A 23,704-nucleotide genomic window follows, 5' to 3' on the forward strand; every position below is an offset into this window, starting at 1 on the left:
TTATGGATACGCTGCAGACAGGGGACTCCCGGCAAAGCTTTCTGCTCCTTGATCTGATCGAGGTCGGAGTGCTGGTCATCGAAGGCGAATCCCTGCTCTTTGCCAACAGTGCTTTCCTGCGTACGGTCGGACTGGAGCGCAGCGCGCTGCAGGGGCATGGTTTGCGCGAGTTGGCAGGAGAATCCTGGATCGATTTCACGCTCGGGCAAAGCTGGGCCGATGCCTTGCCCTGGCCGATGGCCGATGGCAGCGATCGCTGGTTCGAGGTGAGTCTGCAGCCGAGCCTGTTTGGTGGGCGCCCGGTACAGATCGCCACCTGTACCGATGTTACGACCCGGATGCGTGCAGAGAGTGCCGAGGCATCGATGCTGCAGATGCTCACCGAGATCATCGAGAGTTATCCGGTGGGGACTTTCGTGCTCGATCGCGAGCATCGCATCAGCCACTGCAACCGTGCCTGCGAGATCATCACCGGGCTCTCGGCCAATGACATCATCGGTCGTGACGATGCCGGTCTGGCCCTTGGCGTTGCGCGTGGCGAATGGCTGGCTGACAAGGTGATGGGGCCGGTTGATGAGGCCTTCCTGCGCCAGCGCTATCAGGGGCGCTTCTGGCCTTCGCCGACGGCCGAGGGGGGCTATGAGGCCGAGATGTTCTTTCCTGCCCACGGCAAGCAGTCCGCCCGCTGGCTGCATGCGGCCGCCGCGCCGCTGCGCGATGCGACCGGACAGATCGTGGGCGCCATCGAAACCCTCATCGACATTACGGCTCGCAAGGCCGTGGAGGCGGAATTGCAGAACGCGCATCAGGCCGCCGAGAGCCTGGTGGCGGAGCGCACGCGCGAGCTGCAAAGTGCCAAGAGCGAGCTGGAGCGAGACATCGCCCGTCGCGAGGAGCTCGAGCTGACTATGCATGAGCATCTGCGCGAGGTTACGCGCCTGAACTCAGAGCTCCATCTGGCCCAGGATCAGCTCATCCAGAGCCAGCAGCAGCTCGTGCAGAACGAGAAGCTGGCCTCCATTGGTCAGCTGGCGGCAGGTGTGGCGCATGAAATCAACAATCCCATCGGCTATGTGTTCTCGAATTTCGGCAGCCTGCAGCTCTATCTGGATGATCTGCTCGGCCTGCTCGATGCCTATGTGGCAGCCGAGGGAATGATCGGCGATGAAGCCCTGCGCGCCTCACTGGCGGCACTGCGCGAGAAGATCGATCTGGCTTACCTGAAAGAAGATGTACTCGATCTCATGCGTGAATCGCGTGAAGGGATCGAGCGGGTGCGCAAGATCGTGCAGGATCTCAAGGACTTCTCCCACGTTGATGCCAGTGCCGACTGGCAGTGGGTGGATCTGCACCGTGGTCTCGAATCGACGCTCAACGTGGTCAATAACGAGATCAAGTACAAGGCTGACGTGATCCGCGATTACGGTGTGCTGCCGCAGATCCAGTGCCTGCCCTCGCAGCTCAATCAGGTTTTCATGAATCTGCTGGTCAATGCCGCCCATGCTATGCCGGAGGGGCGGCGCGGCAGCATCACGGTGCGGTCGCGGGCTGAAGACGGGCAGGTGCGGGTAGAGATTGAGGATAACGGCAGCGGCATGGCGCCGGAGGTCATGCAGCGCATCTTCGATCCCTTCTTTACCACCAAGCCGGTTGGCAAGGGTACCGGACTGGGCCTCTCGCTCTCCTTCGGGATCATCCGCAAGCATCACGGCCGCATCGAGGTCAGCTCCACTCCGGGCGTCGGCACCTGTTTTACGCTGCATCTGCCGGTACAGCAAGCCGGGGATGCCGCGAACAGTGACCCCGATATACCAACGGGGGCGGAGGAGCGGTCATGAGCACCGGCTTCAAGACTCTGCTGCTGGCCCACCATACCGGTGACACTTCCGCTGCCGGTCGTGCCATTGCCGATTTTTCCGGTCGCGTGGCCCAGCGCAGCGGCGGCCTGCTGAATATTGCCGACATGCCCGGCAGCACCCTGGGCAATATCCCAGCCTTGCTGCGTCTGGTGATGGACGGGCAGGCAGACATGGCTTTCGCCCCCTTCGATCGCCTGTGCGAGCTGATTCCAAAGTTCGGCTTTGTCGGTATGCCTTTCGTGTTCGACGACCTGGCCCATGCCGATCGTGTGCTCAATGGCCCCTTTGCCGACTGGGCCCTGCCGGATCTTCTGCAACGTGGCCTGCACAGCCTTTCGAGCTGGGAGTGGGGCCGGCGCCAGATCAGCAACCGCGTGCGCCCGCTGCAACAGCCCGCCGATCTGGCCGGGCTGCGCATCCGCGTGCCACCAATCGCCATCAATCTTGACGCCATCCAGGCCCTGGGGGCGATGCCGGTGGTGGTCGAGTTTGCCCGCCTGATCCCGGCCCTGCGGCAGGGCATGGTGGATGGCCAGGAAAACCCCGTGGCGATCATCCACGGCTATCGTCTCTACGAGCAGCAAGGCTATCTGAGCCTGCTCGATTACAGCTACGGCGCCATGCTCCACATCATCAACCGGCGCAGTTTCGAAGCCCTCAGCGCCGAGCACCAGAAGATCCTCGCTGAGGAGTCCCGGCGGGCCGGGCAGGCAATGCGTCTCGCCCTGCGTACCGAGGAACTCAGCCAGATCGAAGCCTTGCGTACTGCCGGCATGCGTATCGAGCGGCCTGATCCGCAGCCTTTCCGCATCGCCCTGCAGCCTGCGCGCGAACGCCTTATCGAGCGCTTCGGGGCTGCGCGCGGGGGCAGCTTCCTCGCCATGGTCGAGCATCTGCGCGCAGCCCCTGCCACGGAGGATGCTGCATGAGCCAGGCTTGCCCGCTGCCCGCTGCACCGGCTTTTCTCACTTGCCTGCTCGATACCCTGACCGAAGGAGCACTCGGGATCGATGGGCAGCATCTCATTACTTACGCCAACCGTGCCGCCTGCGCCCTGCTCGGCTATTCGGCGCAGGCCTTGTGTGGTGCCAGTCTGCACAGCCTGCTGCAACCCAGGCATGCCGACGGCAGCGCCTATCCGCCGGAGCAGAGCCCTTTTGCGTGGCTTGAGCGTGGTGGTGCCTTCTGCTTCATCGAAGACGTTTTCTGGCAGGCCAATGGCCAGGCACTGGATGTGGAAATCACGGCCAATCCGCTGCGACCCGGCGAGCCCGGCGCCGGTGCGGTGGTGATCTTTCGCGATATTGCCGAGCGCAAGAGCAATCAGGCGGCCTTGCTGAAGGCCTTTCAGGATCTGGACACGCTCAACGTGCGCCTCGAGCAGGCTCATGGCCAGCTGCTACAGAACGAGAAGCTCGCTTCGGTGGGCCAGCTCGCGGCTGGCATGGCTCACGAGATCAACAATCCGATCGGCTTCGTATCCTCCAACCTCGGCAGCCTCGACAAGCATATCCAGGCCTTGCTGCGCCTGATCGAGCATTACGAAGTGCTTGAACGCGATGGAGCGCTGGCCGCTCCGCAGCTGGAAAGCCTGGCCCTGCTCAAGCGCTCCATTGATTACGACTACCTGCGTGAGGATGTGCAGGATCTGCTCCAGGAATCCCGCCAGGGTGTTGAGCGGGTGCGCCGCATCGTCAAGAGCCTGAAGGACTTCTCACGCGAGGGCGTGGAATACCAGTGGGGCGAGATCGATCTTCACCACTGCCTGGAGAGCACGCTTGATGTGCTGGCGCGCGAGTTCGACGGGCGCTGCGAGCTGCATCGGGAATATGGCGACATCCCGCCTGTGTTCTGCCTGGCCTCCGAGATCAACCAGGTGTTCATGAGCGTGCTGCTCAATGCGGCGCAGTCGATTCAGACGCGGGGCCGCATCACGGTGCGCACCACGCTGGAGGGGGAGCGCGTGGTGATCAGCATCGAGGACAGTGGTTGTGGCATTGCGCCCGAGGTGCTGCCGAATATCTTCGATCCCTTCTTTACCACCCGCTCGGTGGGGCAGGGCAGCGGGCTTGGGCTTTCCGTGGCCTACGGCACGGTGCAGCGGCATGGTGGTGATATTGAAGTGCACAGCACGCCCGGTGCCGGTACCCGGGTGCGCATCCTGTTGCCGCTGCGTGGCGGCGCAGCCCATCTTCAGGGAGGCAAGCCATGAGCGAACTGTTGCCTGCCACTGGCTGGCCACCGGGCTTCACGGCCGCGCCAGTACTGCTGCTGGTCGATGACGAGCCTAATGTGCTCTCAGCCCTGCGCCGCCTGCTGCGGCCCAGTGGCTACCAGCTGCATCTGGCGGGCAGTGGCGCGGAGGCCCTCGAGCTGCTTTCCCGCGAGCCGGTGGATCTGATCGTGTCGGACATGCGCATGCCCGGCCTGAGCGGCGCCGAGTTGCTGGCCCAGGCGCGCGCACGCTGGCCGGATACCCTGCGCATCCTGCTCACCGGTTATGCCGAGGTCAGCTCGGCGATTGCGGCCATTAACGAGGGCGGCATCTATCGCTACATCGCCAAGCCCTGGAATGACGAAGAGCTTCTCAAGACGCTCCAGCAGGCGCTCGAGTTGCGTGGCCTGCAGGCCGAAAAGCAGCGCCTGGAAGCCCTTACCGCGCACCAGAACGCCGCGCTGCGCGAGCTCAATGCGACGCTCGAAGACAAGGTGAGAATCCGCACCGAGGAGCTGCGCATCGCCAATCAGGAAATCTCGCTGGCGATGGAGAAGTTGCGTAAAACCTTCTTCACCTCGGTACAGGTGCTTTCCAATCTGATCGAGATGCGTGCCCCGGCACTGGCCGGGCATAGCCGGCGGGTGGCCGATGTCGCGCGCAAACTGGCCGAGAAAATGGGGCTGGGTGCCGATCTGCAGCACGAAATCCTGCTTGCCGGCCTGCTTCACGATATCGGCAAGATCGGCTACCCGGACGCCCTCTTTGGCACTCCGCTGACACGCATGAACAGTGACGAACTCGGGATTGCGCGCAAGCATCCGATCAATGGGGCGGCGGCCCTGATGTCGATGCCGGATATGCGTGGCGTGGCCGACATCATCCGCAGCCACCACGAGCGCTGGGACGGGCAGGGCTTTCCAGACGCGCTCACGGGCGAAAAGATCCCGCTCGGTGCCCGCATCCTGGCGCTGGCCAATGATTACGACGGCGCCCAGCTTGGCACTCTCAGCGCCAAGCGAATGACGCCGGAAGAAGCCAAACAGTGGGTCATCGAAGGGCGCAAGTTCCGCTACGACCCGGATGTGGTTGATGCCTTCGGCCAGCTCATCGGCAAACTGCCACGCCAGACCATCATCGAGCGCCGCCTGAGTGGCGCCGAGCTGGAGGCCGGCATGGTGCTCTCGCGTGATCTGCATAGCCCGGACGGCATGCTGCTGCTCGCAACCGAGTATGTACTCGATGACTTGCTGATCCGCCAGATCCGCGATTTCGAAGAATCCTTCGGCCGCCGTCTGGTGGTGTGTGTGCGGGTATGAAGCCGGCCATGGACGACACGCTGAAGATTCTGCTGGTCGATAGCGAAGCCGGTCTCCATGAGGCCGTCAGTGCTGCCCTGCAGCGCGGCGGCCTGCGTTTTACGCTGCAGCGAGTGGCCACCCCGCAGGCACTGCCTGATCTGCTTCGCGCCGGGCCAGTCGATTGCCTGCTGTGCTGTATGCGCCCGGCCGGTGCATTCCCGGCGGACGCGCTTCCGGCAGGCCTGCGCCTGCTCGAAGAGTGGCTGGCGCTGCCCGAGCTGCCGGCAGTGATCATGCTTTGTGAGCCTGATGATGAGCAGGAAGGAGCGGGCAGCGGCAAAGGGGCCTATGCGCTGCGCAGCCTGTGGCTGGGAGCGGCGGATTACGTGCTTAGCGACAATCTCGCGTTGCTGCCCCGGCGCGTCCGCTCGGCCGTGCTGCACCAGCGCGCACTGGCCGAAGCGCGGCTGCATGATGCCGAATATGCCCTGGCGCTGCAGATCCTTCGCGGCAGCAGCGATGCGATCTGTGTGACGGATGCCGAGGCGCAGATCGTGCTGGTCAATGATGTGTTCAGCCAACTGACCGGCTATTCCTATGACGCAGTGCGCGGGCGCAATCCGCGCATGTTCCAGTCTGGCGAGCACGATGCAGGCTTCTATGCCGAGATGTGGCGCGCGATCGAGGAGGAGGGCTGCTGGCAAGGCGAAGTCACCAATCGCAAACAGGATGGCGAAACCTATCGCGAGTGGCTGCGGATCTCGTCGGTGCGTAATGATGCTGGCGAGATCACGCATTACGTTGGCCAGTTCGGCTACGTGGCGGCCCAGCGCCAACTGGTGGAGCGCATCCACCATCTGAGCCAGTTTGATCCGCTCACCGGCCTGCCCAGTCGCGGCCTGTTCCTCGATCGGCTTGAGCAGGCGCTGGTGACCGCCAAGCGCAGCCAGCGTTGTGTGGCGGTGATGCTGATCAACCTTGACCGCTTCCGTAGCATCAACGACGCACTGGGTCAGGCCCTGGGCGATCAGGTGCTGATTGACATGGCCCAGCGCTTCTCCAGCCAGATTCGCCAGGGCGATACCGTGGCGCGCCTGTCCGGTAACGAGTTCTGTTTCCTGCTTGGCGAACTGGCCGATCCTGAACTGGCCCTGCATCTGGCCAGCCGCCTGCAGAGCCTGATCACCCGGCCGGTGGAATGTGCGGGGCACAGCGTGATCGTGAGCGCCAGCATCGGCATCAGCGTGTCGCCACGCGATGGTCTCAACTCCGATGAGCTCATCAAGGCCGCCGATGTCGCCCTGATGCGCGCCAAGCATGAGGGCGGCAACTGCTTCAGCTTCCACTCGCATGGCATGGACGAGGACGCGCGCCGGCGTCAGCTGATCGAGGCCTGCCTGCGCGAGGCGCTGGGCAAGGGCGAGTTCGAACTGGTGTATCAGCCGCAGAACAGTCTCGACAGCGGCAACATCATCGGTTGTGAGGCCTTGCTGCGCTGGTATAGCCCGCAACTCGGGATGGTCAGCCCGGGTGAGTTCATCCCGGTGGCCGAAGATACCGGCCTGATCATTCCGATCGGCTCCTGGGTGCTGCGCGAAGCTTGCGAGCGCAACAAGGCCTGGCTGGATCTTGGTCTGCAGCCGCAGCGCGTGGCGGTCAATCTCTCGGCGCGCCAGTTTCGGGGAGACAGCCTGGTTGAGGAAGTACGTAACGTGCTGGTGGATACCGGGCTGGCCGCAGAGTTCCTGGAGCTGGAAATCACCGAGTCCGCGCTGATTCACGATCTGGATGCGGCGATTAGTACTTGCCGCAAGCTCAAGGCATTGGGCGTGAAGCTTTCGCTCGATGATTTCGGCACCGGCTATTCCTCGCTGGCCTATATCGCGCGTTTCCCCTTCGACAAGCTCAAGATCGACCAGGGCTTTGTGCGCGACATTACCCATAACCCGGCCAATGCTGCGATCGCCACGGCGGCCATCGCGATCGCTCACGGCCTCAATCTGGCGGTGCTTGCCGAAGGCGTGGAAACCGAGGCGCAGGCCCTGTTCCTGCGCAGCCGGCGCTGTCATGCCATGCAGGGCTATCTGTTTCATCGGCCGTTGGCGGCGGACGACTACGCCCGCCTGCTCGCCAGCCGTGAGCGCCTGCATCTGGGTGAAGTGCAGGCACAGGGCAACCAGTACCTCCTGATCGTGGATGACGAGCCCTCCATCCTCAGTGCGCTTACCCGCCTGTTCCGCCACGAGAGTTTCCGCGTACTCACCGCAGCGAGCTGTAATGAAGCCTTCGAGCAGTTGGCGCGCCATCCGGCACACGTGATCCTTTCGGATCAGCGCATGGCCGGCATGACCGGCACCGAGTTCTTTGCCCGCGTGCGCCAGCTTTATCCGGATACCGTGCGCATCATCCTGTCGGGCTATACCGAACTTGAATCGGTCATGGATGCGATCAACCGTGGTGCGGTGTACAAATTCCTCACCAAACCCTGGGAGGATGACCCGCTGCGTGAGCAGATCCGTGAAGCCTTTCGCATCGCGGCCAGCAAGGAGCCATCGTGAGTGTCCGCCAGGCCCTGGCCCGCATACCCTGGCCGCGTCCGGGTAGCCAGGTCATGATGGCCGGCATGGTGCTGCTGGCATTGCTGACCTTCATGCTGGTGGGCTGGCATTTCACTTACGAAGCGCGCAGCAGTGCAGACAGCAATCTTGCGGCGATCGCCGAACTCAAAGCGCACGAGATCGAGCGTTTGCTGGAGGAGCGCCGCCATGCCGCCATTCTCGCTGCCTCGCGGGACTTGCCCCTGGCCATGAAGGTATGGGCCGGAGAGCGTCAGCAACCCCATGCCGATGAGCTCATGCGCGCCAGCCTGAACAGCAGCCTGCGTCGGCTCAAGGATGCGAGCCGGATTGATCTGTATGACCCGAGTGGCAGATTCCTGATCAGCTCGGCTGAGCGCGCACCCGATTTTGCGAGTCTGACCGGTGCGGCCTCCGGGGAGGCGCCACAGCCGCACTTTGTGGATCTTCACATGAGTGCCGCCTCGGGGGCTCCGCGCCTGGGCTTCGTCGTGGCGCTCGGCCGGGATGATTATCTGCCTGGCTTTGCCTACATCGAATTTGATCCGGAACTCACCCTGTATCCGACCCTGGCCGTCTGGCCCGGCAGTCAGCGCAGTGGTGAGCTGGTCCTGGCGCGGATCGACGGGCGCCGGCTGGATTATCTTGCCCCCCTCGGTGCGGGCCGGATTGCCGCCCTCAGCACGCACGCCGGGCTGGATGAGCTAGGGGTTGAGCTGCCCCGGCCGGGCATGACCTTGCTGTCGCCCGGGCGGGATTACCGCCAGATCGAAGTGCGCCGCGCCTTGCACGATATCGAGGATGGCCGATGGTGGCTGGCGGCCAAGGTCGATGAACAGGAGATCCTCGCACCGGCGCGACTGGCCACCCTCTATGCCGGCCTGTTCATTGCAATTACTACCTTTGCCCTGCTGCTGCTGGCTCATCAGAACAATCGTTTCGCTCTGACCCGTGCCTTGCAGCGCGAGCGGGAGCGCTATGCCGGTCTCCTTCAGGCCTTCATGAATGCGGTGCCGGAAACTCTGCTGATGCTCAAGCCGGAGGGGCGTCTGGAACTGATCAATCAGACGGGAGCCCGGCGCCTGGGCAGTACGCCCGAGCAGATGATCGGGCAGGATATTTTCCGTCAGCTCAGCCCTGAGATCGCGGCCAGCCGCCGCGCCGCGCTGGAGCGGGCACGTGATACGGAGGTGCCGCAGCGGCTGATCGATCATCGCCAGGGGCGTGAGTTTGAAAGCATGATCTATCCCTTGGGCGATGGTGAGCATGTCGTCGTGATCGGCATTGATGTGACCGAGCGCAATGCCGATGCGCGCCGTGCCCAGCGCCTGCAGGCCACCTTGCAGAGTTTCATCGATCACCTGCCGGGCACGGCTTACGTGAAGGACCATGAGTCCCGCGTGCTGATGGCCAACCGGGGGTTTCAGACACTCCTTGGCATCGATCCGGCCGGCATGATCGGCAAGCTCTCGAGCGAGATTTTTCCGGGCGAGTTCGGTGCCAAGATCGTGGCGGATGATCTGCGCGTGCTGGCCAGCGGCGAAACCGAAGTGCTCGAAGAGGAGCTTGCCGGCCGTCATTATGAGTCGATCAAGTTCTGCATTCCGCGCGATGAAGGCCCGCCGGGGCTGGGGGGGGTGACACTCGATGTGACTGCGCGCTTTGAAGCACTCAAGGCCTTGCGTGAGCGGGAGGCGCTGTTCCGCACCGTGGGAGACAACCTGCCCGAAAGCTATCTCTATCAGATCCTGACCGGGCCGGGCGAGGCGCGCTGCTTTACCTATATCAGCTCAGGCGTGGAGCGCATTCACGGCATCACGCCCGAGAGCGTGCTGGCCGATGGCCAGCAGCTCTATGCCTGTGTACATCCAGAAGATGTGGCGGTGCTGGCCGACACCGAAATGCGTTGCCAGACCGACTGTAGCGAGTTCTCGATGGAGCTGCGCATGCGTCGCCGCGAAGGGGATTACGGCTGGTTCATCATGCGCTCGCGGCCGCAGGTGCTAGACAACGGTCAGCTGCTGTGGAACGGCGTGATTACGGAAATTACCACCCGGCGCCGTACCGAACTTCTCATCGAACTCCAGGCCCGGCGTGCGAACGCCTTGCTGTCCATGCCTTTGAAAGCCGAAGTGCTCGATGAGGCAGGTTTTCTGTCTTTCGCCCAGGATCTTGCCGAAGCGCTCACGGCCAGCCAGATCGCGTTCATCCATTTCATCAGTGAGGATGGCCGCTCCATCGAACTCGTGGCCTGGTCGCGCAACACCCTTGCACACTATTGCCAGGCGGTTTTCGACAAGCATTACCCGCTCGAAAAGGCGGGTATCTGGGCTGATGCTGCGCGGCTGCAACGGCCCGTGATGGTCAATGATTACCCCGACGCGCCGAACAAACGCGGTCTGCCCGAGGGCCATGCCACGCTCCAGCGCCTGATCACCGTGCCGGTGATCGAGGAAGGGCGCGTGCGCATGCTTGCCGGGGTGGGCAACAAGGCAAGTGATTACACCGATACCGATGTCGAGAGTCTGCAACTGATCGCCAACGAGGCCTGGCGTATTTCCCGCAAGCGCCGCATTGAGAGTGCGCTGCGGCAGACCGCGCAGGTGGTTCAGGCGAGCCCTGCGATCTGCTTCCGCTGGCGTCTGGAGGAGGGCTGGCCGGTTGAGTTCGTGTCAGACAACGTTCGCCGCTGGGGCTATGAGCCCGCCGCGCTGGTTGCAGGGGAACCGAGCTTTGCCAGCCTGATCCATGCGGAGGATCTCGCGCGGATTGGTGAGGAAGTCGGCGTACATCTGGCTGCCGGGCATGCCGAGTATGTCCAGGAGTACCGCCTGCGTTGCGCCAGCGGTGAGTACATCTGGGTCTCGGACTACACCACGGTGGCGCGGGATGTTGATGGGCGGGTCTGCTATGTCGACGGGGTGCTGACCGATATCAGCGAGCGCAAGGCACAGGAGGCGTATCTCGCCGAAAACCTGCGCGCCCAGGAAGCCCTCAACCGCCGGCTCGAAGAGGCGCACACGCAGCTTCTGCAGGCCGAGAAACTGGCGGCCATTGGCCAGCTCGCAGCCGGCGTGGCCCATGAGCTGAACAATCCGATTGGTTTCGTACACTCCAACCTGGGCACCCTCAGCGAGTACTGCACTGCACTGATCGCCCTCTGCGACGCTTACACCACCCTGATCGACGAGGCTCATCCGGATAATCCGAATCTCGCCGAAATCCGTCGCATCAAGCAGGACCAGGATTACAACTACCTGCGCAGTGACATCTTTCCCTTGCTTGAAGAGTCTCGTGAAGGCCTGCAGCGGGTGCGCAAGATCGTGCTGGACCTGCGCGATTTCTCGCGCACTGGCGAGCAGGACTGGGGCTGTGCCGACCTGCATCGGGGCCTCGACGCCACCCTGAACATCCTTGCCAACGAGCTCAAATACAAGTGCAAGGTGCACAAGGCCTACGGCAGGATTCCGGAAATCGAATGTGTCATCTCGCAGCTCAATCAGGTCTTCATGAACCTGCTTGTGAATGCTGCCCAGGCCATTGAAACCCAGGGTGATATCACCATCACCAGCTGCATGGTGGGCGAGGATCAGGTGTCGATCAGCATCGCCGATACCGGCCAGGGGATTCCGCCCGAACACTTCAAGCACATCTTCGATCCCTTCTTTACCACCAAGCCGATTGGTGTCGGAACCGGTCTTGGCTTGTCCCTGGTATTCGGCATCGTCAATCGCCACCACGGCCGCATCGAGGTCAGCAGCGAAGTCGGGCAGGGCACTACCTTCCGCATCCTGTTGCCAATACGCCAGCCGGCACCGGCCGAGCCTTCCGAATCCAACCCCAGCCAGGAGGCCCCCTATGAGCCAGATCCTGATTCTTGATGATGAGCCTGCCATTCTGCAGTCCTTGCGCCGCATGCTGCGCGTAGCCCCCTGCGTGTATGGCAGCCAGCACTTCGATCTGCAGATCGAAACCTTCGTTTCCGCGCGCGCTGCGCTGGAACGGGCTCGCCATGAGCCTTTCGACTTGTTCCTGACGGATTACCGGATGCCGGAAATGGACGGCGTCAGTTTCCTCAAGGCCGCCAAGGAGGCTCAGCCGGATGCCTGCCGCCTGATCCTCTCGGGCTACGCGGATTTGAATGCGCTGACGCGGGCAGTGAATGAGGTGGGCATCGATCGCTTTATCGGCAAGCCCTGGAACGATTACGAACTGGTCTCGGCAATCGCCCAGGCGCTGGCGCATCGTGAGCTACTGCTGGAGAACCGGCGCCTGGCCGATCTGATGCGCGTGGATATCGGCGATCTGAGCCCGGCCGATCTCGAGGCCCGTCGCCTCGAAGCTATCGAACCCGGCATTACCCGGGTCAGCTGGGCAGCGGATGGCTCCGTGATTCTTGAGCCAGATCCCGAGTCTGAAGCACCCGCCGGACCTGTAACCTGAACAAGCGCCGCCTCTGGGTGATCTTGCGGGTGTTGGGTGCCAAAACTTTATGGGACTCCTTGGCCATCACCAGCAAGGGGCCTTGGGTCAGCGCGGGCGCTTGAGTCTCACAGCGCACTCCAGATCAGCTTGATGCCGGTGAGCAGCAGAAAAATGTAGCTCAGGCGGTAGAACAGCTTCTCGTCGATACGCTTGTGCAGCCAGATGCCCAGATACACGCCTATCGGCGCCAAGGGCGCGAGCACCAGCGCCGTGCCGAGGTTGCGCGCGTCCAGCAGGCCCAGCTCGGCGAAGGGCACCAGCTTCAGGTAATTCACCACCGCGAAGTAGAGCGTTAGATTCGCCACCAGCACCGTCTTGTCCAGCTGCTTGGGCAGCAGGTAAATCATCATCGGCGGCCCGCCCGCATGCGCCAGCGTGCTCGTGAAGCCGGAAAGGCTGGTCCACCAACCGGCGCGCAGCCACTCCGGCAGGCGCGAGGTGTCGCGCAGCTGCAGGCCCGCCAGGCGCTGCAGCGCGAAGAGGATGGCAATGCCACCGATGATCAGGTTCAGCGCCGTGGGCGAAATATGGCGGAACAGCAGCCAGCCCACGCCGATGCCCAGCACCGCGCCCGGCATCAGGCGGCGCAGCAGCTTGTAATCCCAATGCGGGTGATAGCTCCAGCTGCCCACCAGATCCATCAGGCACAGGATCGGCAGCATCACGCTCGCCGCCTGCGGCGCCGGAATCGCCAGCGCCATCAGCGGCACCGCCAGCACGCCCAGCCCACCGGCGAAGCCGCCCTTCGAGATGCCCGCCAGCAGCACCGCTGGCACGGCGGCGAGGTAGAAGTACGGGTTGGTGATGAATTCCATGGGGCGGGAGGTGGCGGGTGGATAGGGGATTATCCTGCGATTTGGAGCGAGAGAAGGGAGCGTGCCTTACATGATGCGGTTCGACGAGGTGCGGCATGTGACGAGCTAATTACCAAGAGCATCAATAACCCGCTTTAGTTTTTCATATTGCGGGTCATCGAATGTTTTGATCTCGCCTAGGCTAGCCTCGAATAGCGCTTTCTTTGCACGCCTAAGTCTATCCAATAATGGAATGGTTTGACCGTTAACAAGCTCAACAAAATCCATGTAATCAGCGTGTGTTTGTGGAATTTTGTAGCCCCGGTTTGAACTGGAAATGAGAACATCGCAGTCACGCAACTTTGATATAACCATGGACTTAAATTGGTGCTCTGAGATGTCGGCATAGCCGCATGCAGCAAGGTGGTCACGCAATTCTCCCGAGCTAATATACTCGGTGTGTACGAATTGAGCTTGAAATAGCAGGTACTTAAGGACGATGAGTTGGGGCTGGATTTCCTCATCCGAAAATTCGGAATTCTCTGAGACAAAGCTTGCTGCGCTGTTCATTGCGACAGTAAAAACAACTTCGTCATGCTCTTCTCGATCCGGTCTTTGGTCAATGCGTCTAAAGTGCTGTGGGGGCCATTCTTCAATTGATAACCTAGATTTTGTTGCCAGTTTTATGAATGCTTCGTTTAAGTCTTTGGATGCGTTTTCTTCGTAGAAAATTCGGATTGTTCCGGCGAGAAAATCTGCTAACTGTACTAGTACGTTGCTTTCACTTTTTACGTGTTCAACGGTGCACGTTTTGAATAGGTCTGGAATGTGATTTTTGGTTATGTAGTTACGAAAACCAATCATGAACTCTTCTCGGCCATGTTCGTCCGCGCGAATGGAAATGTCTTGATATGTCGCCACAAGACTTTTATATAAAATCCCGTGTAAAAATTTTACAAAGCTTTTTTTGTGAGGAAAGCCGCCGATTTTTTGAAGCTCATTTTTGTTGACGGCAATTGCGGTGAATTTGAAATCTATGTCGAGAAGGTCGTTAATGACGCGCAGTCGTCGATCCTCTTTAGTCTTGCTGGATTTGATCTCGCCGGTTCCATAGTGCTTATTTTTGATTACATCGACAGTTTTAGTGAGAGACTCAACGTTGGCGCTCTTGCAGACAATCGCGGCAACAACGTAGTACGTGGATACTCCTTCTTTGGATGTATCCAAGTCGTGGTTCCCCGATTCATCAATGAATGCAAAATATTCGGACATGTTGCTGCTACTCATGAAGAGTTAAAGGAACGGGGCTCTAATAGTTTCTTAACAAGCGGCGCGGAAATGGGATCAAACTCGAATAATTGCTAGATCAAGAGTGGTTATTAGGTTGCAAACAGGGCCTGATCTTCCGCGAGGCTAATGATAAGCCTATGCAATGCGGTTCGGTATGCCGCCATCGTGAGGTGCAGCTTGTCTTTGACCTGGCGCGCAGATGCGGGAGCCGGAAGAATAAGGCTGAGCACACCGCGTAAAAGTAGGACAGCACTGAACGCTGCAAGCTGCGCCGAATGCACGGGCGAAAAATCCGGCGCAATTCCGCTTCGCTCCATTGTTCCCTGCGGCGCCCTACGTTTCCATTGGCTCATTGCAGCTTCATTGGTTGCCCGAAGAACTAGGCTGGGCGCGGTTCTTCAGGCTGGCTGCAGCATTACGAGCTTGATGTGTTCCTGCTCGACCGGGCGCAGGGTGACCTGTCGGTAATTCAGCGGGCCGCGCTGTGGGTGCAGGAAGCCGCGTTCGCCACCTTGGCGCTCCAGCACGTCGTGCTGTTTCCAGAAGGCGGCGAAGTCGGCGCTGCCGGTTTCGAGTTCGTCGACGAGGCGGAGCAGGGCGGGTTCGTCCAGCCGCGTGCGGCAGTCGGCGCGGAATTCGGCGCTGATGCGGCGGGCGCGTACTTCCCAGTCGACGAGAAAACTTTTGGTTTCTGGCCGCAGGAAGACGAAGCGCAGCATGTTGGGCGGCGGGGCGTTGGCGTCCTGCGGTTGGTCGAGCCAGCCGGTGAAGAGCTCGGCGGCCGGGGCGTTCCAGCCGAGGATGTCCCAGTAGCGGCCCATCAGGTAGGCGGGCACGCGGATGTCTTCGAGCAGGGTGGAAAAGAGCGGCGCTGCGTCATCGTCTTCAGGCAGGCTGGCCTGCGGGTCGCGCCGGTCGGCCATCTCGAAGAGGTAGGCGCGCTCGCTGCGGGTGAGCTTGAGGCTGCGGGCCATGCGGTCCAGCACCTCGGCGGAGACATTCACCTCGCGGCCCTGTTCGATCCAGGTGTACCAGGTGGGGCTGATGCCGACGAGTTGCGCCATCTCCTCGCGGCGCAGGCCGGCGGTGCGGCGCCGGCTGCCGGCCGCGAAGCCAAAGTCGGCGGGCTGACTGCGGGCGCGCAGCACCTGCATGAATTCACCGAGTTCCTTGCGGCGGGTGTCCATCCGTCTATCCTGAGTGATCAATCCTGTTAGTGTTGATACTAGTATAAGTGCTTGCCTTGTGCGGGTATAGAACCCGGCCTAGTATCCGCGTCACAAACCGGGTCAGGGCCGCAAGCCTTCCCCGGAACCCAGATCCGCGCTGAGTTTGCAGCGCCCAGGCAAGGAGTGATTTGAATGGCCAAGACTCTCTACGACAAGCTGTGGGACTCCCACGTTGTCCGTCAGGAAGAAGACGGTACCTGTCTTCTCTATATCGACCGTCACCTGATGCACGAAGTGACCAGCCCGCAAGCCTTTGAAGGCCTGCGTCTGGCTGGCCGCAAGGCCTGGCGCAATACGTCGATCGTGGCGGTGCCGGATCACAACACGCCGACCAATCACTGGGATCGCGACATCGAAGACCCGATCTCGAAGACTCAGGTCGACACGCTGGACGCGAACATCAAGGAATTCGGTTCGCTGATCTACTTCCCGTTCAAGCACAAGAACCAGGGCATCATCCACGTGATCGCGCCGGAAAACGGCGCGACCCTGCCGGGCATGACGGTGGTGTGCGGCGACAGCCACACCGCGACCCACGGCGCTTTCGGTGCGCTGGCCCACGGCATCGGCACCTCGGAAGTTGAGCATGTGCTGGCCACGCAGACGCTGGTGCAGAAGAAATCGAAATCCATGCTGGTCAAGGTCGAAGGCGCGCTCGGCGCTGGCGTGACGGCCAAGGATGTGGCGCTGGCTATTATCGGCAAGATCGGCACTGCTGGCGGCACGGGCTACTGCATCGAGTTCGCCGGTTCGGCGATCCGTGGCCTGTCCATGGAAGGCCGCATGACGGTGTGTAACCTCGCCATCGAAGCGGGCGCGCGCGCCGGCATCATCGGTGTGGATGACACCACCATCAATTACCTCGAAGGCCGCGAGCATGCGCCCAAGGGCGAGCAGTGGACCAAGGCCGTCGAAGTCTGGAAGACCCTACATACCGAAGACGGCGCGAAGTTCGATGCCGTGGTCGAGATGAATGCCGCTGACATCGAGCCGCAAGTGACTTGGGGCACATCGCCCGAGCAGGTGCTGGCGGTGGGCGGCAATGTGCCGAACCCGGCCAACGAAGCCGACCCGGTGAAGCGTGCCGGCATCGAGCGCGCGCTGCAGTACATGGGCCTGCAAGCCGACATGCCGATCACCGACATTCAGATCGACAAGGTGTTCATCGGCTCCTGCACCAACAGCCGCATCGAAGACATGCGCGCTGCGGCAGTTGTGGTGAAGGGCAAGAAGGTGGCTGGCAATGTGAAGCTGGCGCTGGTGGTGCCGGGCTCCGGCATCGTCAAGCGTCAGGCTGAAGAAGAGGGTCTGGACAAGATCTTTACCGAAGCGGGCTTCGAATGGCGCGAGCCGGGTTGCTCGATGTGTCTGGCGATGAACGCCGACCGTCTGAGCCCGGGCGAGCGCTGCGCTTCGACCTCCAACCGCAACTTCGAAGGCCGTCAAGGCCCCGGTGGCCGTACTCACCTGGTGAGCCCGGCCATGGCCGCTGCCGCCGCGATTGCCGGTCACTTCGTTGATATCCGTCAGGCATAAGGAGCTAACAGATGAAAGCATTTACCCGTCTTAATGGCCTCGTGTGCCCGATCGACCGCGCCAATGTCGATACCGACGCGATCATCCCGAAACAGTTTCTGAAGTCCATCAAGCGCAGCGGCTTCGGGCCTTACCTGTTCGATGAATGGCGCTACGCCGATTTCGGCGAGCCGGGCATGGACTGCACGAACCGCCCGAAGCGCCCCGAGTTCGCGCTGAACCAGGCGCGCTATCAGGGCGCGCAAGTGCTGCTGGCGCGTGACAACTTTGGCTGCGGTTCCTCGCGCGAGCACGCCCCGTGGGCTATCGAGGATTACGGCTTCCGCGTGATGATTGCGCCGTCTTTCGCCGATATCTTCTTCAGCAACAGCTACAAGAACGCGATCTTGCCGATCGTGGCCTCCGCTGAAATCGTCGACCGCCTGTTCAAGGAATGCGAAGCGACTGAAGGCTACAAGCTCGATGTGAATCTGGAAGCCCAGACCGTGACCACGCCGAGCGGCTTCTCTTTCAGCTTCGACATCACGCCGCACCGCAAGCATTGTTTGCTCAATGGTCTGGACGACATCGGCCTGACGCTGGTGCATGCCGAAGAGATCAAGGCTTTTGAAGAGAAGCACAAAGCCGCGCAACCTTGGCTGTTTGCCTGATCAAACCATACGAAATACAAAGTGCCGGCTGATGCCGGCCTTTGTTCATGCAAAGGAAAAGAAATGAAGATCTGTGTTCTGCCGGGTGACGGCATTGGTGTCGAGATCATTGCCGAAGCGGTGCGCGTGCTGGATGCGCTGAAGACCGACGGCCTCAAGCTGGAAATGGAATACGCCGAGCTGGGCGGCTGTGCCGTGGATTCCACTGGCTCGCCTTACCCGGAAGCCACCCAGAAGCTGGCGCGCGCGGCCGATGCTGTGCTGCTCGGCGCCGTGGGCGGCCCGAAGTGGGACGTGCTGCCGCGTCCGCAGCGCCCCGAGCGCGGCCTGCTGGGCATCCGCAAGGATCTGAACCTGTTCGCCAACCTGCGCCCGGCCGTGCTGTATCCCGAGCTGGCCAATGCTTCTTCGTTGAAGCCGGAAATCGTGTCGGGTCTGGATATCCTGATCGTGCGCGAGCTGACCGGTGACATCTATTTTGGCGAGCCACGTGGTATCGCCGTGGAAGACGGCAAGCGCGTCGGCCGCAACACCATGATCTACAACGAAGACGAAATCCGCCGCATCGGCCATGTGGCGTTCAAGTCCGCCCAGAAGCGCAACAAGAAGCTGTGCTCGGTCGACAAGATGAACGTGCTGGAAACCACCCAGCTGTGGCGCGATGTGATGATCGAGATCTCGTCCGAGTACCCGGACGTGGAGCTCTCCCACATGCTGGTCGACAACTGCGCGATGCAACTGGTGCGCGCACCGAAGCAGTTCGACGTGGTGGTCACTGGCAACATGTTCGGCGACATCCTGTCCGACGAAGCTTCGATGCTGACCGGCTCCATCGGCATGCTGCCGTCCGCTTCGCTGGACCAGAACAACAAGGGGATGTACGAGCCCTGCCACGGTTCCGCACCGGACATCGCCGGCAAGGGTGTGGCCAATCCGCTGGCAACGATCTTGTCCGCCGCCATGATGCTGCGTTACAGTGGCAATAACGAGGCGGCAGCTGTCCGCATCGAAGCCGCCGTGAAGAAGGTGCTGGCCGCAGGCCTGCGTACCGGCGACATCTGGGAAGAAGGCACGAAGCGCGTCGGTACGCGCGAAATGGGCGACGCGGTCATCGCAGCGCTCTGAGTTTTGGCCCCCGGCTAAATTCTTGGGAATTTAGCCGCCCCCGAGGTGGCGCAAGTCAATCTTGGGGCGGCCCTGCAATTGACTTGGCGAAAACGTGATGCAACGGAAACAAAATACATTCGGGCTGGAAGCTTTCTGCGTTGCAGAGGCTTCCGCTCGCGTGTCCGTTGCCACGACCGTCACCACCACGACCAAAAAAACCACCACGGTTTAGCCCTGTCACGCCGCTTGATGTCTCCGCGGTGGCGGAGACAGGCTAAAGCGAGCGGAGGCAGTTCAGGCAAAAGGTAATCACGATGAAGAAAGTTGGTATTGTCGGCTGGCGCGGTATGGTCGGCTCGGTGCTCATGCAACGCATGCGCGAGGAAAACGATTTCGCCCTGATCGAGCCGGTGTTCTTCACCACCTCGAACGCGGGCGGCGCTGGCCCGGCCGAGAGCGGCGGCGCGCCTCTGAAGGATGCTAAGTCCATCGCCGATCTGGCGAAGATGGATGTGATCATCACCTGCCAGGGCGGCGACTACACCAACGAAGTCTTCCCGCAACTGCGTGCTGCTGGCTGGAATGGTTACTGGATCGACGCGGCTTCCAGCCTACGCATGAAGGACGACGCAATCATCATCCTCGATCCGGTCAACAAGAACGTGATTCAGGATGGTCTCTCCAAGGGCGTCAAGAACTATGTAGGCGGCAACTGCACGGTCAGTCTGATGCTGATGGCGCTGGGCGGTCTGTTCCAGAACGACATGGTCGAGTGGGCAACCTCGATGACCTATCAGGCTGCATCCGGCGCCGGTGCGCAGAACATGCGCGAGCTGATCGCGCAGATGGGCAAGATTCACGCATCCGTGGCCGACCTGCTGGCTGATCCGGCTTCCGCGATTCTTGAAATCGACCGCAAGGTCGCCGAAACCATGCGTTCCGCCGACATGCCGGTGCAGAACTTCCGCGGTGTGCCGCTCGCCGGCAGCCTGATTCCCTGGATCGATGTGCCGTATGAACACGGCCAGAGCAAGGAAGAGTGGAAGGGCGGCGCCGAGTGCAACAAGATCCTCGGCAAGCCGGCGTTCCGCACGGCGGGCTCGGTGCCCATCGATGGCCTGTGCGTGCGTATCGGTGCGATGCGTTGCCATAGCCAGGCACTGACCATCAAGCTGCGTCAGGATGTGCCGCTGGATGAGATTCACGAGATTCTGGCCGGCGCCAATGACTGGGTGCGCGTGGTCCCGAACGAGCGTGAGCGTAGCGAGCGTGAGCTGGCCCCGAACGCCGTGACCGGCCATCTGCATGTGCCCGTTGGTCGCCTGCACAAGATGGCGATGGGCGGCGAATACCTTGCTGCCTTCACTGTTGGCGACCAGTTGCTGTGGGGCGCGGCCGAGCCGCTGCGCCGCATGTTGCGCATCCTGCTGGAGGCTTGAGCGGGTTTTTACTGTTCTTGTGAAATAAGTCCTTGTAGTCCAGTGTTTTGATCTATAAGGAATTTGGGATGCGGCGGTTGCGCTTCAGAGCGGGCCGCCGTATTTTCATCTGGCTTTCAGATTGATGCCTGTGGCGTATTTTTTGGCCAGGCAGAATTGCCGCAATGCCCCTGAAATACGGTGTTGTATTGCTGATACTCAGGTAATAGGTTAGCTTGCGGCGATAACTCGTTGATGTTATTTTGAAGTTTATCTCTAACCCTCAGAGACGGTGGCTTCCTGAATGCACCGCGCGTACTCGATATGAAAACTCCGATGCTTCGTAACACCCTCGTCGCAGCGATGATGTTGGCCTTTTGCGGAAGTGCCGGCGCTGCCGGGCTTGGCCGTATCAATGTCATGAGTGCGCTAGGGCAGCCTTTGCGCGCTGAAGTCGAGCTCTCGGCCAGCCCCGAAGAGCTCGATGGAATGATTGCGAAGCTGGCATCAGCCGAAGCCTTCAAACGTGCCAACGTTGAATATCTCGCTGAATTCACCAGCGTAAAAATGGCTATTGAACGTCGGGGCAGCAGATCGGTTGTCAAGATCTCTACAGACCGTGCTTTCAATGAGCCCTTTGTAGAACTACTGCTCGACCTGAACTGGGTGGGCGGTCGTCTGCAGCGTAATTACACTTTCTTGCTGGATCCTTCTGATGTCGGGGCCGCTCGGGTTGCTGCACCGGCGGTTGCGCCAGTCGTGTCCGCACCGGTTGCCAAGGGGGTAGCGCCGACTTCCGGCCCCGCTACGCCTCGCGAAACGAAATCTGCAGCGGCCGCGTCTCCAGCACCGGCAGCAGACATGACTTCCGGTGAGTACAACATCAAGCGCGGTGACACGCTCTCCAAGATTGCAGCAGAAACCAAGCCGGCTGAAGTCAGTCAGGAACAGATGCTGGCCGCCCTGTATCGAGCCAATACCGATGCATTTGTGGGGGGGAATATCAACCGTCTGCGTGCTGGGCGCATTCTTAAGGTGCCGGAAGCAGGTAGTGTCGCGGATATTTCCAAGCGTGAGGCCCGTCAGATCGTCCTTAAGGCCTCGAGTTTCGAGCAGTATCGTCAGTCCGTGGCTTCTGCCGCAACAGCCGCTCCTGCCAAGGAGGGCGGTGCAGCTCAGGGTTCCTCGGGCAAGATTGCTCCCAAGGTTGAGGAAAAAGCTGTCGCCGCGCAGCAAGGTAAGGACAAGGTCAAAGTGACGGCTGCCGAAGGCAAAGCCTCCGCAGCGGCAACGGGCGATGCGGCCACCAAGGCACGCATCCAGTCGTTGCAGGATGATGTGGTCGCGCGTGAAAAGGCGCTCAAGGAGGCTAACTCGCGCGTTGCTGACCTTGAGAAGAATGTGCGTGAGTTGCAGAAGCTTGTCGATCTGAAGAACAAGAGCTTGGCGGATGCCCAGGCTGCAGCAAAGGCTGCCGAAAAATCGGACAAGGCCAAAGCTGAGATGAGTAAGGCAGACAAGGCCAAGGCTGAAAAGGCCGAGGCTGCAGCCAAGGCCGAGGAGGCCAAGCGGGCTGACGAGGCCAGGAAGGCTGAGGAGGCGCGCAAGGCAGAAGAGGCTCGTCTGGCTGATGAGGCCAGGAAAACTCAGGAAGCTCTCGCCGCTGAGGAGGCGCGCAAGGCCGCCGAAGCCTCGGCAGTTGCTGCATCGGCGCCTGTTGCAGAAGCGTCTGCACCGGTGCTTGAGTCACCGGCGCCGGTCGCCGAAATATCTGCGCCTGCGGTGGAGCAGTCTGTAGTGGCGGCCCCGAAGCTTGAGCCAGCCCCGTTACCGGTTGAGGAGGAGGGGTTGCTCAGCAATCCCTTGTTGGCATTGCTTGGACTGGCGGGGGTTGCCGGTGCTGTTGGTTATGTGGTTGTTAAACAGCGTCGAAAAATGGCAGCTGCGGGTAGCGGGAATACTCAGCTGACTGAGTCCTCGATTACCAGCCCTAACTCTGTGTTTGGCAGCGCCGGTGGTCAGACGGTGGATACGGGCGGCACTAGTTTGCTGCATACCGACTTCAGCCAGTCTGGCATGTCCGCGATTGATGCTGATGAAGGCGTTGATCCGGTAGCTGAGGCCGATGTATACATGGCTTATGGCCGTGATGCTCAGGCTGAGGAAATTCTTCTCGATGCACTGAAGAATGATCCTTCGCGTGCTGCGGTGTATTTGAAGTTGCTCGAAATCTATTCGCAACGCCGCTCCCTGAAGCAGTTTGAGAACATTGCTACTGATCTCTACACTCAGACGGCAGGTGTAGGTGATGATTGGAGCAAAGCTGCGGCGCTGGGTCTGAAGCTCGATCCAGCTAATCCGCTCTACAAGATGGCTGCTGGTGATGCGGCTCCTGCTGTCGTCGCTGCTTCGGCTGCAGTGAATCTGCCGCCTGAAACGCCGGTGGCGGAAGCGCCGGCAGTGAGTTTTGGCACCAACAACATTTCGCAGGTCCGTTCGACGTGGACTGTACCGGGTGAGATTAATCAGTTCACGACGGGTGAGAGTGACATGCCCGTGCTGGCTGAAGCGACTCCCGCAGCGCCGGTTCAGCCGGTCCCTGAGTCTCTTAATCTGGATTTCAATCTGGATCTTGAAACTCCCGCAGGTGTCGATCAGCCGACCGAGATGGAGCCTCGTGAGGACGAGTTTCGGACGATGGATGAAGCGACTTCGACCCAGCCTTCATTGCCGAGTGAAGAAATGCCGCTTGAGTTTGATATCGGGCTGGATGATGAGCCAGTGACGCAGGCTGTTGTGAAGCCTGCTCAGGCTGCGGTAGCGGCGGATGAGGATTTCGATCTCGGTATTGAGACGTCTGCTCGCGGGGAGTCGCTTTCTGAGGTGGATCTGGAGAAAACCAACTTTGAAGGCAGTTTGCTTGATTTTGATTTCGAGTTGGGTGAAGAAACCAATACCAAACCGACCATGCTGGATCTGTCTGCTGTGAATCTCCGTGCCGAGAATGCCGCGACTCCTGCCGCCTCGCTGACTGCTTCCGTCGTGCATGAGCCTATTCAGGACAATATCGACGTCAATGAAGAGGTCAGCACCAAGCTCGAGCTTGCTAAGGCTTACGAGGAAATGGGCGATATGGAAGGCGCGCGTGAGCTGCTCGAAGAGGTGATCTCGGATGGTGCCGACTTCCAGAAGGAGCAGGCTCGCACGATGCTCGGGCGCCTAGGCTGATTCATGAGGTTTGCCA

Annotated in this window: 15 protein-coding genes; 12 read left to right on the forward strand and 3 right to left on the reverse strand. The window is 60.9% G+C overall.

Annotation, left to right across the window (positions count from 1 at the left end; translation table 11 throughout):
* Positions 1 to 2: 2 nt before the first annotated feature.
* From C0V76_RS12180 to C0V76_RS12210, 7 genes are read left to right on the forward strand one after another with little or no spacing between them, the layout of a single operon-like run.
* On the forward strand, positions 3 to 1,838 hold the full coding sequence (locus tag C0V76_RS12180) for an ATP-binding protein (RefSeq protein WP_101942666.1): 1,836 nt from the start codon (positions 3 to 5) through the stop codon (positions 1,836 to 1,838).
* Positions 1,835 to 2,788 carry a TRAP transporter substrate-binding protein gene (locus tag C0V76_RS12185; RefSeq protein ID WP_101942667.1) on the forward strand — a complete coding sequence of 318 codons (954 nt, stop codon included), beginning with the start codon at positions 1,835 to 1,837 and terminating at the stop codon, positions 2,786 to 2,788. The genes C0V76_RS12180 and C0V76_RS12185 overlap by 4 nt, the downstream gene beginning before the upstream one ends.
* Positions 2,785 to 4,071 carry an ATP-binding protein gene (locus C0V76_RS12190; RefSeq protein ID WP_101942668.1) on the forward strand — a complete coding sequence of 429 codons (1,287 nt, stop codon included), beginning with the start codon at positions 2,785 to 2,787 and terminating at the stop codon, positions 4,069 to 4,071. The genes C0V76_RS12185 and C0V76_RS12190 overlap by 4 nt, the downstream gene beginning before the upstream one ends.
* Positions 4,068 to 5,393, forward strand: coding sequence for an HD domain-containing phosphohydrolase (locus tag C0V76_RS12195; protein ID WP_101942669.1), 1,326 nt, complete (start codon positions 4,068 to 4,070; stop codon positions 5,391 to 5,393). The genes C0V76_RS12190 and C0V76_RS12195 overlap by 4 nt, the downstream gene beginning before the upstream one ends.
* Positions 5,394 to 5,401: 8 nt before the next feature.
* Positions 5,402 to 7,933, forward strand: coding sequence for an EAL domain-containing protein (locus C0V76_RS12200; protein WP_158239234.1), 2,532 nt, complete (start codon positions 5,402 to 5,404; stop codon positions 7,931 to 7,933).
* Positions 7,930 to 11,832, forward strand: a complete 3,903-nt coding sequence (locus tag C0V76_RS12205) for a PAS domain-containing protein (protein ID WP_101942671.1) — start codon at positions 7,930 to 7,932, stop codon at positions 11,830 to 11,832. The genes C0V76_RS12200 and C0V76_RS12205 overlap by 4 nt, the downstream gene beginning before the upstream one ends.
* Positions 11,810 to 12,394 carry a response regulator gene (locus C0V76_RS12210; protein ID WP_101942672.1) on the forward strand — a complete coding sequence of 195 codons (585 nt, stop codon included), beginning with the start codon at positions 11,810 to 11,812 and terminating at the stop codon, positions 12,392 to 12,394. Before C0V76_RS12205 ends, C0V76_RS12210 begins: the two co-directional genes overlap by 23 nt.
* A 107-nt stretch (positions 12,395 to 12,501) precedes the next feature.
* Here C0V76_RS12210 and C0V76_RS12215 read toward each other — a convergent pair whose 3' ends face one another.
* From C0V76_RS12215 to C0V76_RS12230, 3 genes are all read right to left on the reverse strand, one after another.
* Complete coding sequence (locus C0V76_RS12215; RefSeq protein ID WP_101942673.1) at positions 12,502 to 13,251, reverse strand: sulfite exporter TauE/SafE family protein; 750 nt, start codon at positions 13,249 to 13,251, stop codon at positions 12,502 to 12,504.
* 105 nt (positions 13,252 to 13,356) lie between these two features.
* The gene (locus C0V76_RS12220) at positions 13,357 to 14,502 is read right to left on the reverse strand and encodes a DUF3800 domain-containing protein (RefSeq protein ID WP_158239235.1); all 1,146 of its coding nucleotides are present in this window, start codon (positions 14,500 to 14,502) and stop codon (positions 13,357 to 13,359) included.
* 416 nt (positions 14,503 to 14,918) lie between these two features.
* Positions 14,919 to 15,707 (reverse strand): helix-turn-helix transcriptional regulator, encoded by a 789-nt coding sequence (locus tag C0V76_RS12230; protein WP_101942676.1) that lies wholly within the window; start codon positions 15,705 to 15,707, stop codon positions 14,919 to 14,921.
* Positions 15,708 to 15,881: 174 nt separating this feature from the next.
* On the opposite strand from C0V76_RS12230, the gene leuC reads away from it, so the two are divergent.
* The 5 genes from leuC to C0V76_RS12255 all read left to right on the forward strand — a co-directional run bounded on the left by leuC (position 15,882) and on the right by C0V76_RS12255 (position 23,688).
* Positions 15,882 to 17,285, forward strand: a complete 1,404-nt coding sequence (leuC, locus tag C0V76_RS12235; RefSeq protein WP_101942677.1) for a 3-isopropylmalate dehydratase large subunit — start codon at positions 15,882 to 15,884, stop codon at positions 17,283 to 17,285.
* Positions 17,286 to 17,296: 11 nt separating this feature from the next.
* Positions 17,297 to 17,935, forward strand: coding sequence for a 3-isopropylmalate dehydratase small subunit (leuD, locus tag C0V76_RS12240; protein ID WP_101942678.1), 639 nt, complete (start codon positions 17,297 to 17,299; stop codon positions 17,933 to 17,935).
* 63 nt (positions 17,936 to 17,998) lie between these two features.
* On the forward strand, positions 17,999 to 19,060 hold the full coding sequence (gene leuB / locus C0V76_RS12245; RefSeq protein ID WP_101942679.1) for a 3-isopropylmalate dehydrogenase: 1,062 nt from the start codon (positions 17,999 to 18,001) through the stop codon (positions 19,058 to 19,060).
* A gap of 296 nt (positions 19,061 to 19,356) precedes the next feature.
* Complete coding sequence (gene asd / locus C0V76_RS12250) at positions 19,357 to 20,481, forward strand: aspartate-semialdehyde dehydrogenase (RefSeq protein ID WP_101942680.1); 1,125 nt, start codon at positions 19,357 to 19,359, stop codon at positions 20,479 to 20,481.
* Positions 20,482 to 20,796: 315 nt separating this feature from the next.
* On the forward strand, positions 20,797 to 23,688 hold the full coding sequence (locus C0V76_RS12255; protein WP_158239236.1) for a FimV/HubP family polar landmark protein: 2,892 nt from the start codon (positions 20,797 to 20,799) through the stop codon (positions 23,686 to 23,688).
* Positions 23,689 to 23,704 lie beyond the last annotated feature (16 nt).

It is taken from the genome of Uliginosibacterium sp. TH139, from assembly GCF_002855595.1.
GTDB classification, from domain to species: domain Bacteria; phylum Pseudomonadota; class Gammaproteobacteria; order Burkholderiales; family Rhodocyclaceae; genus Uliginosibacterium; species Uliginosibacterium aquaticum.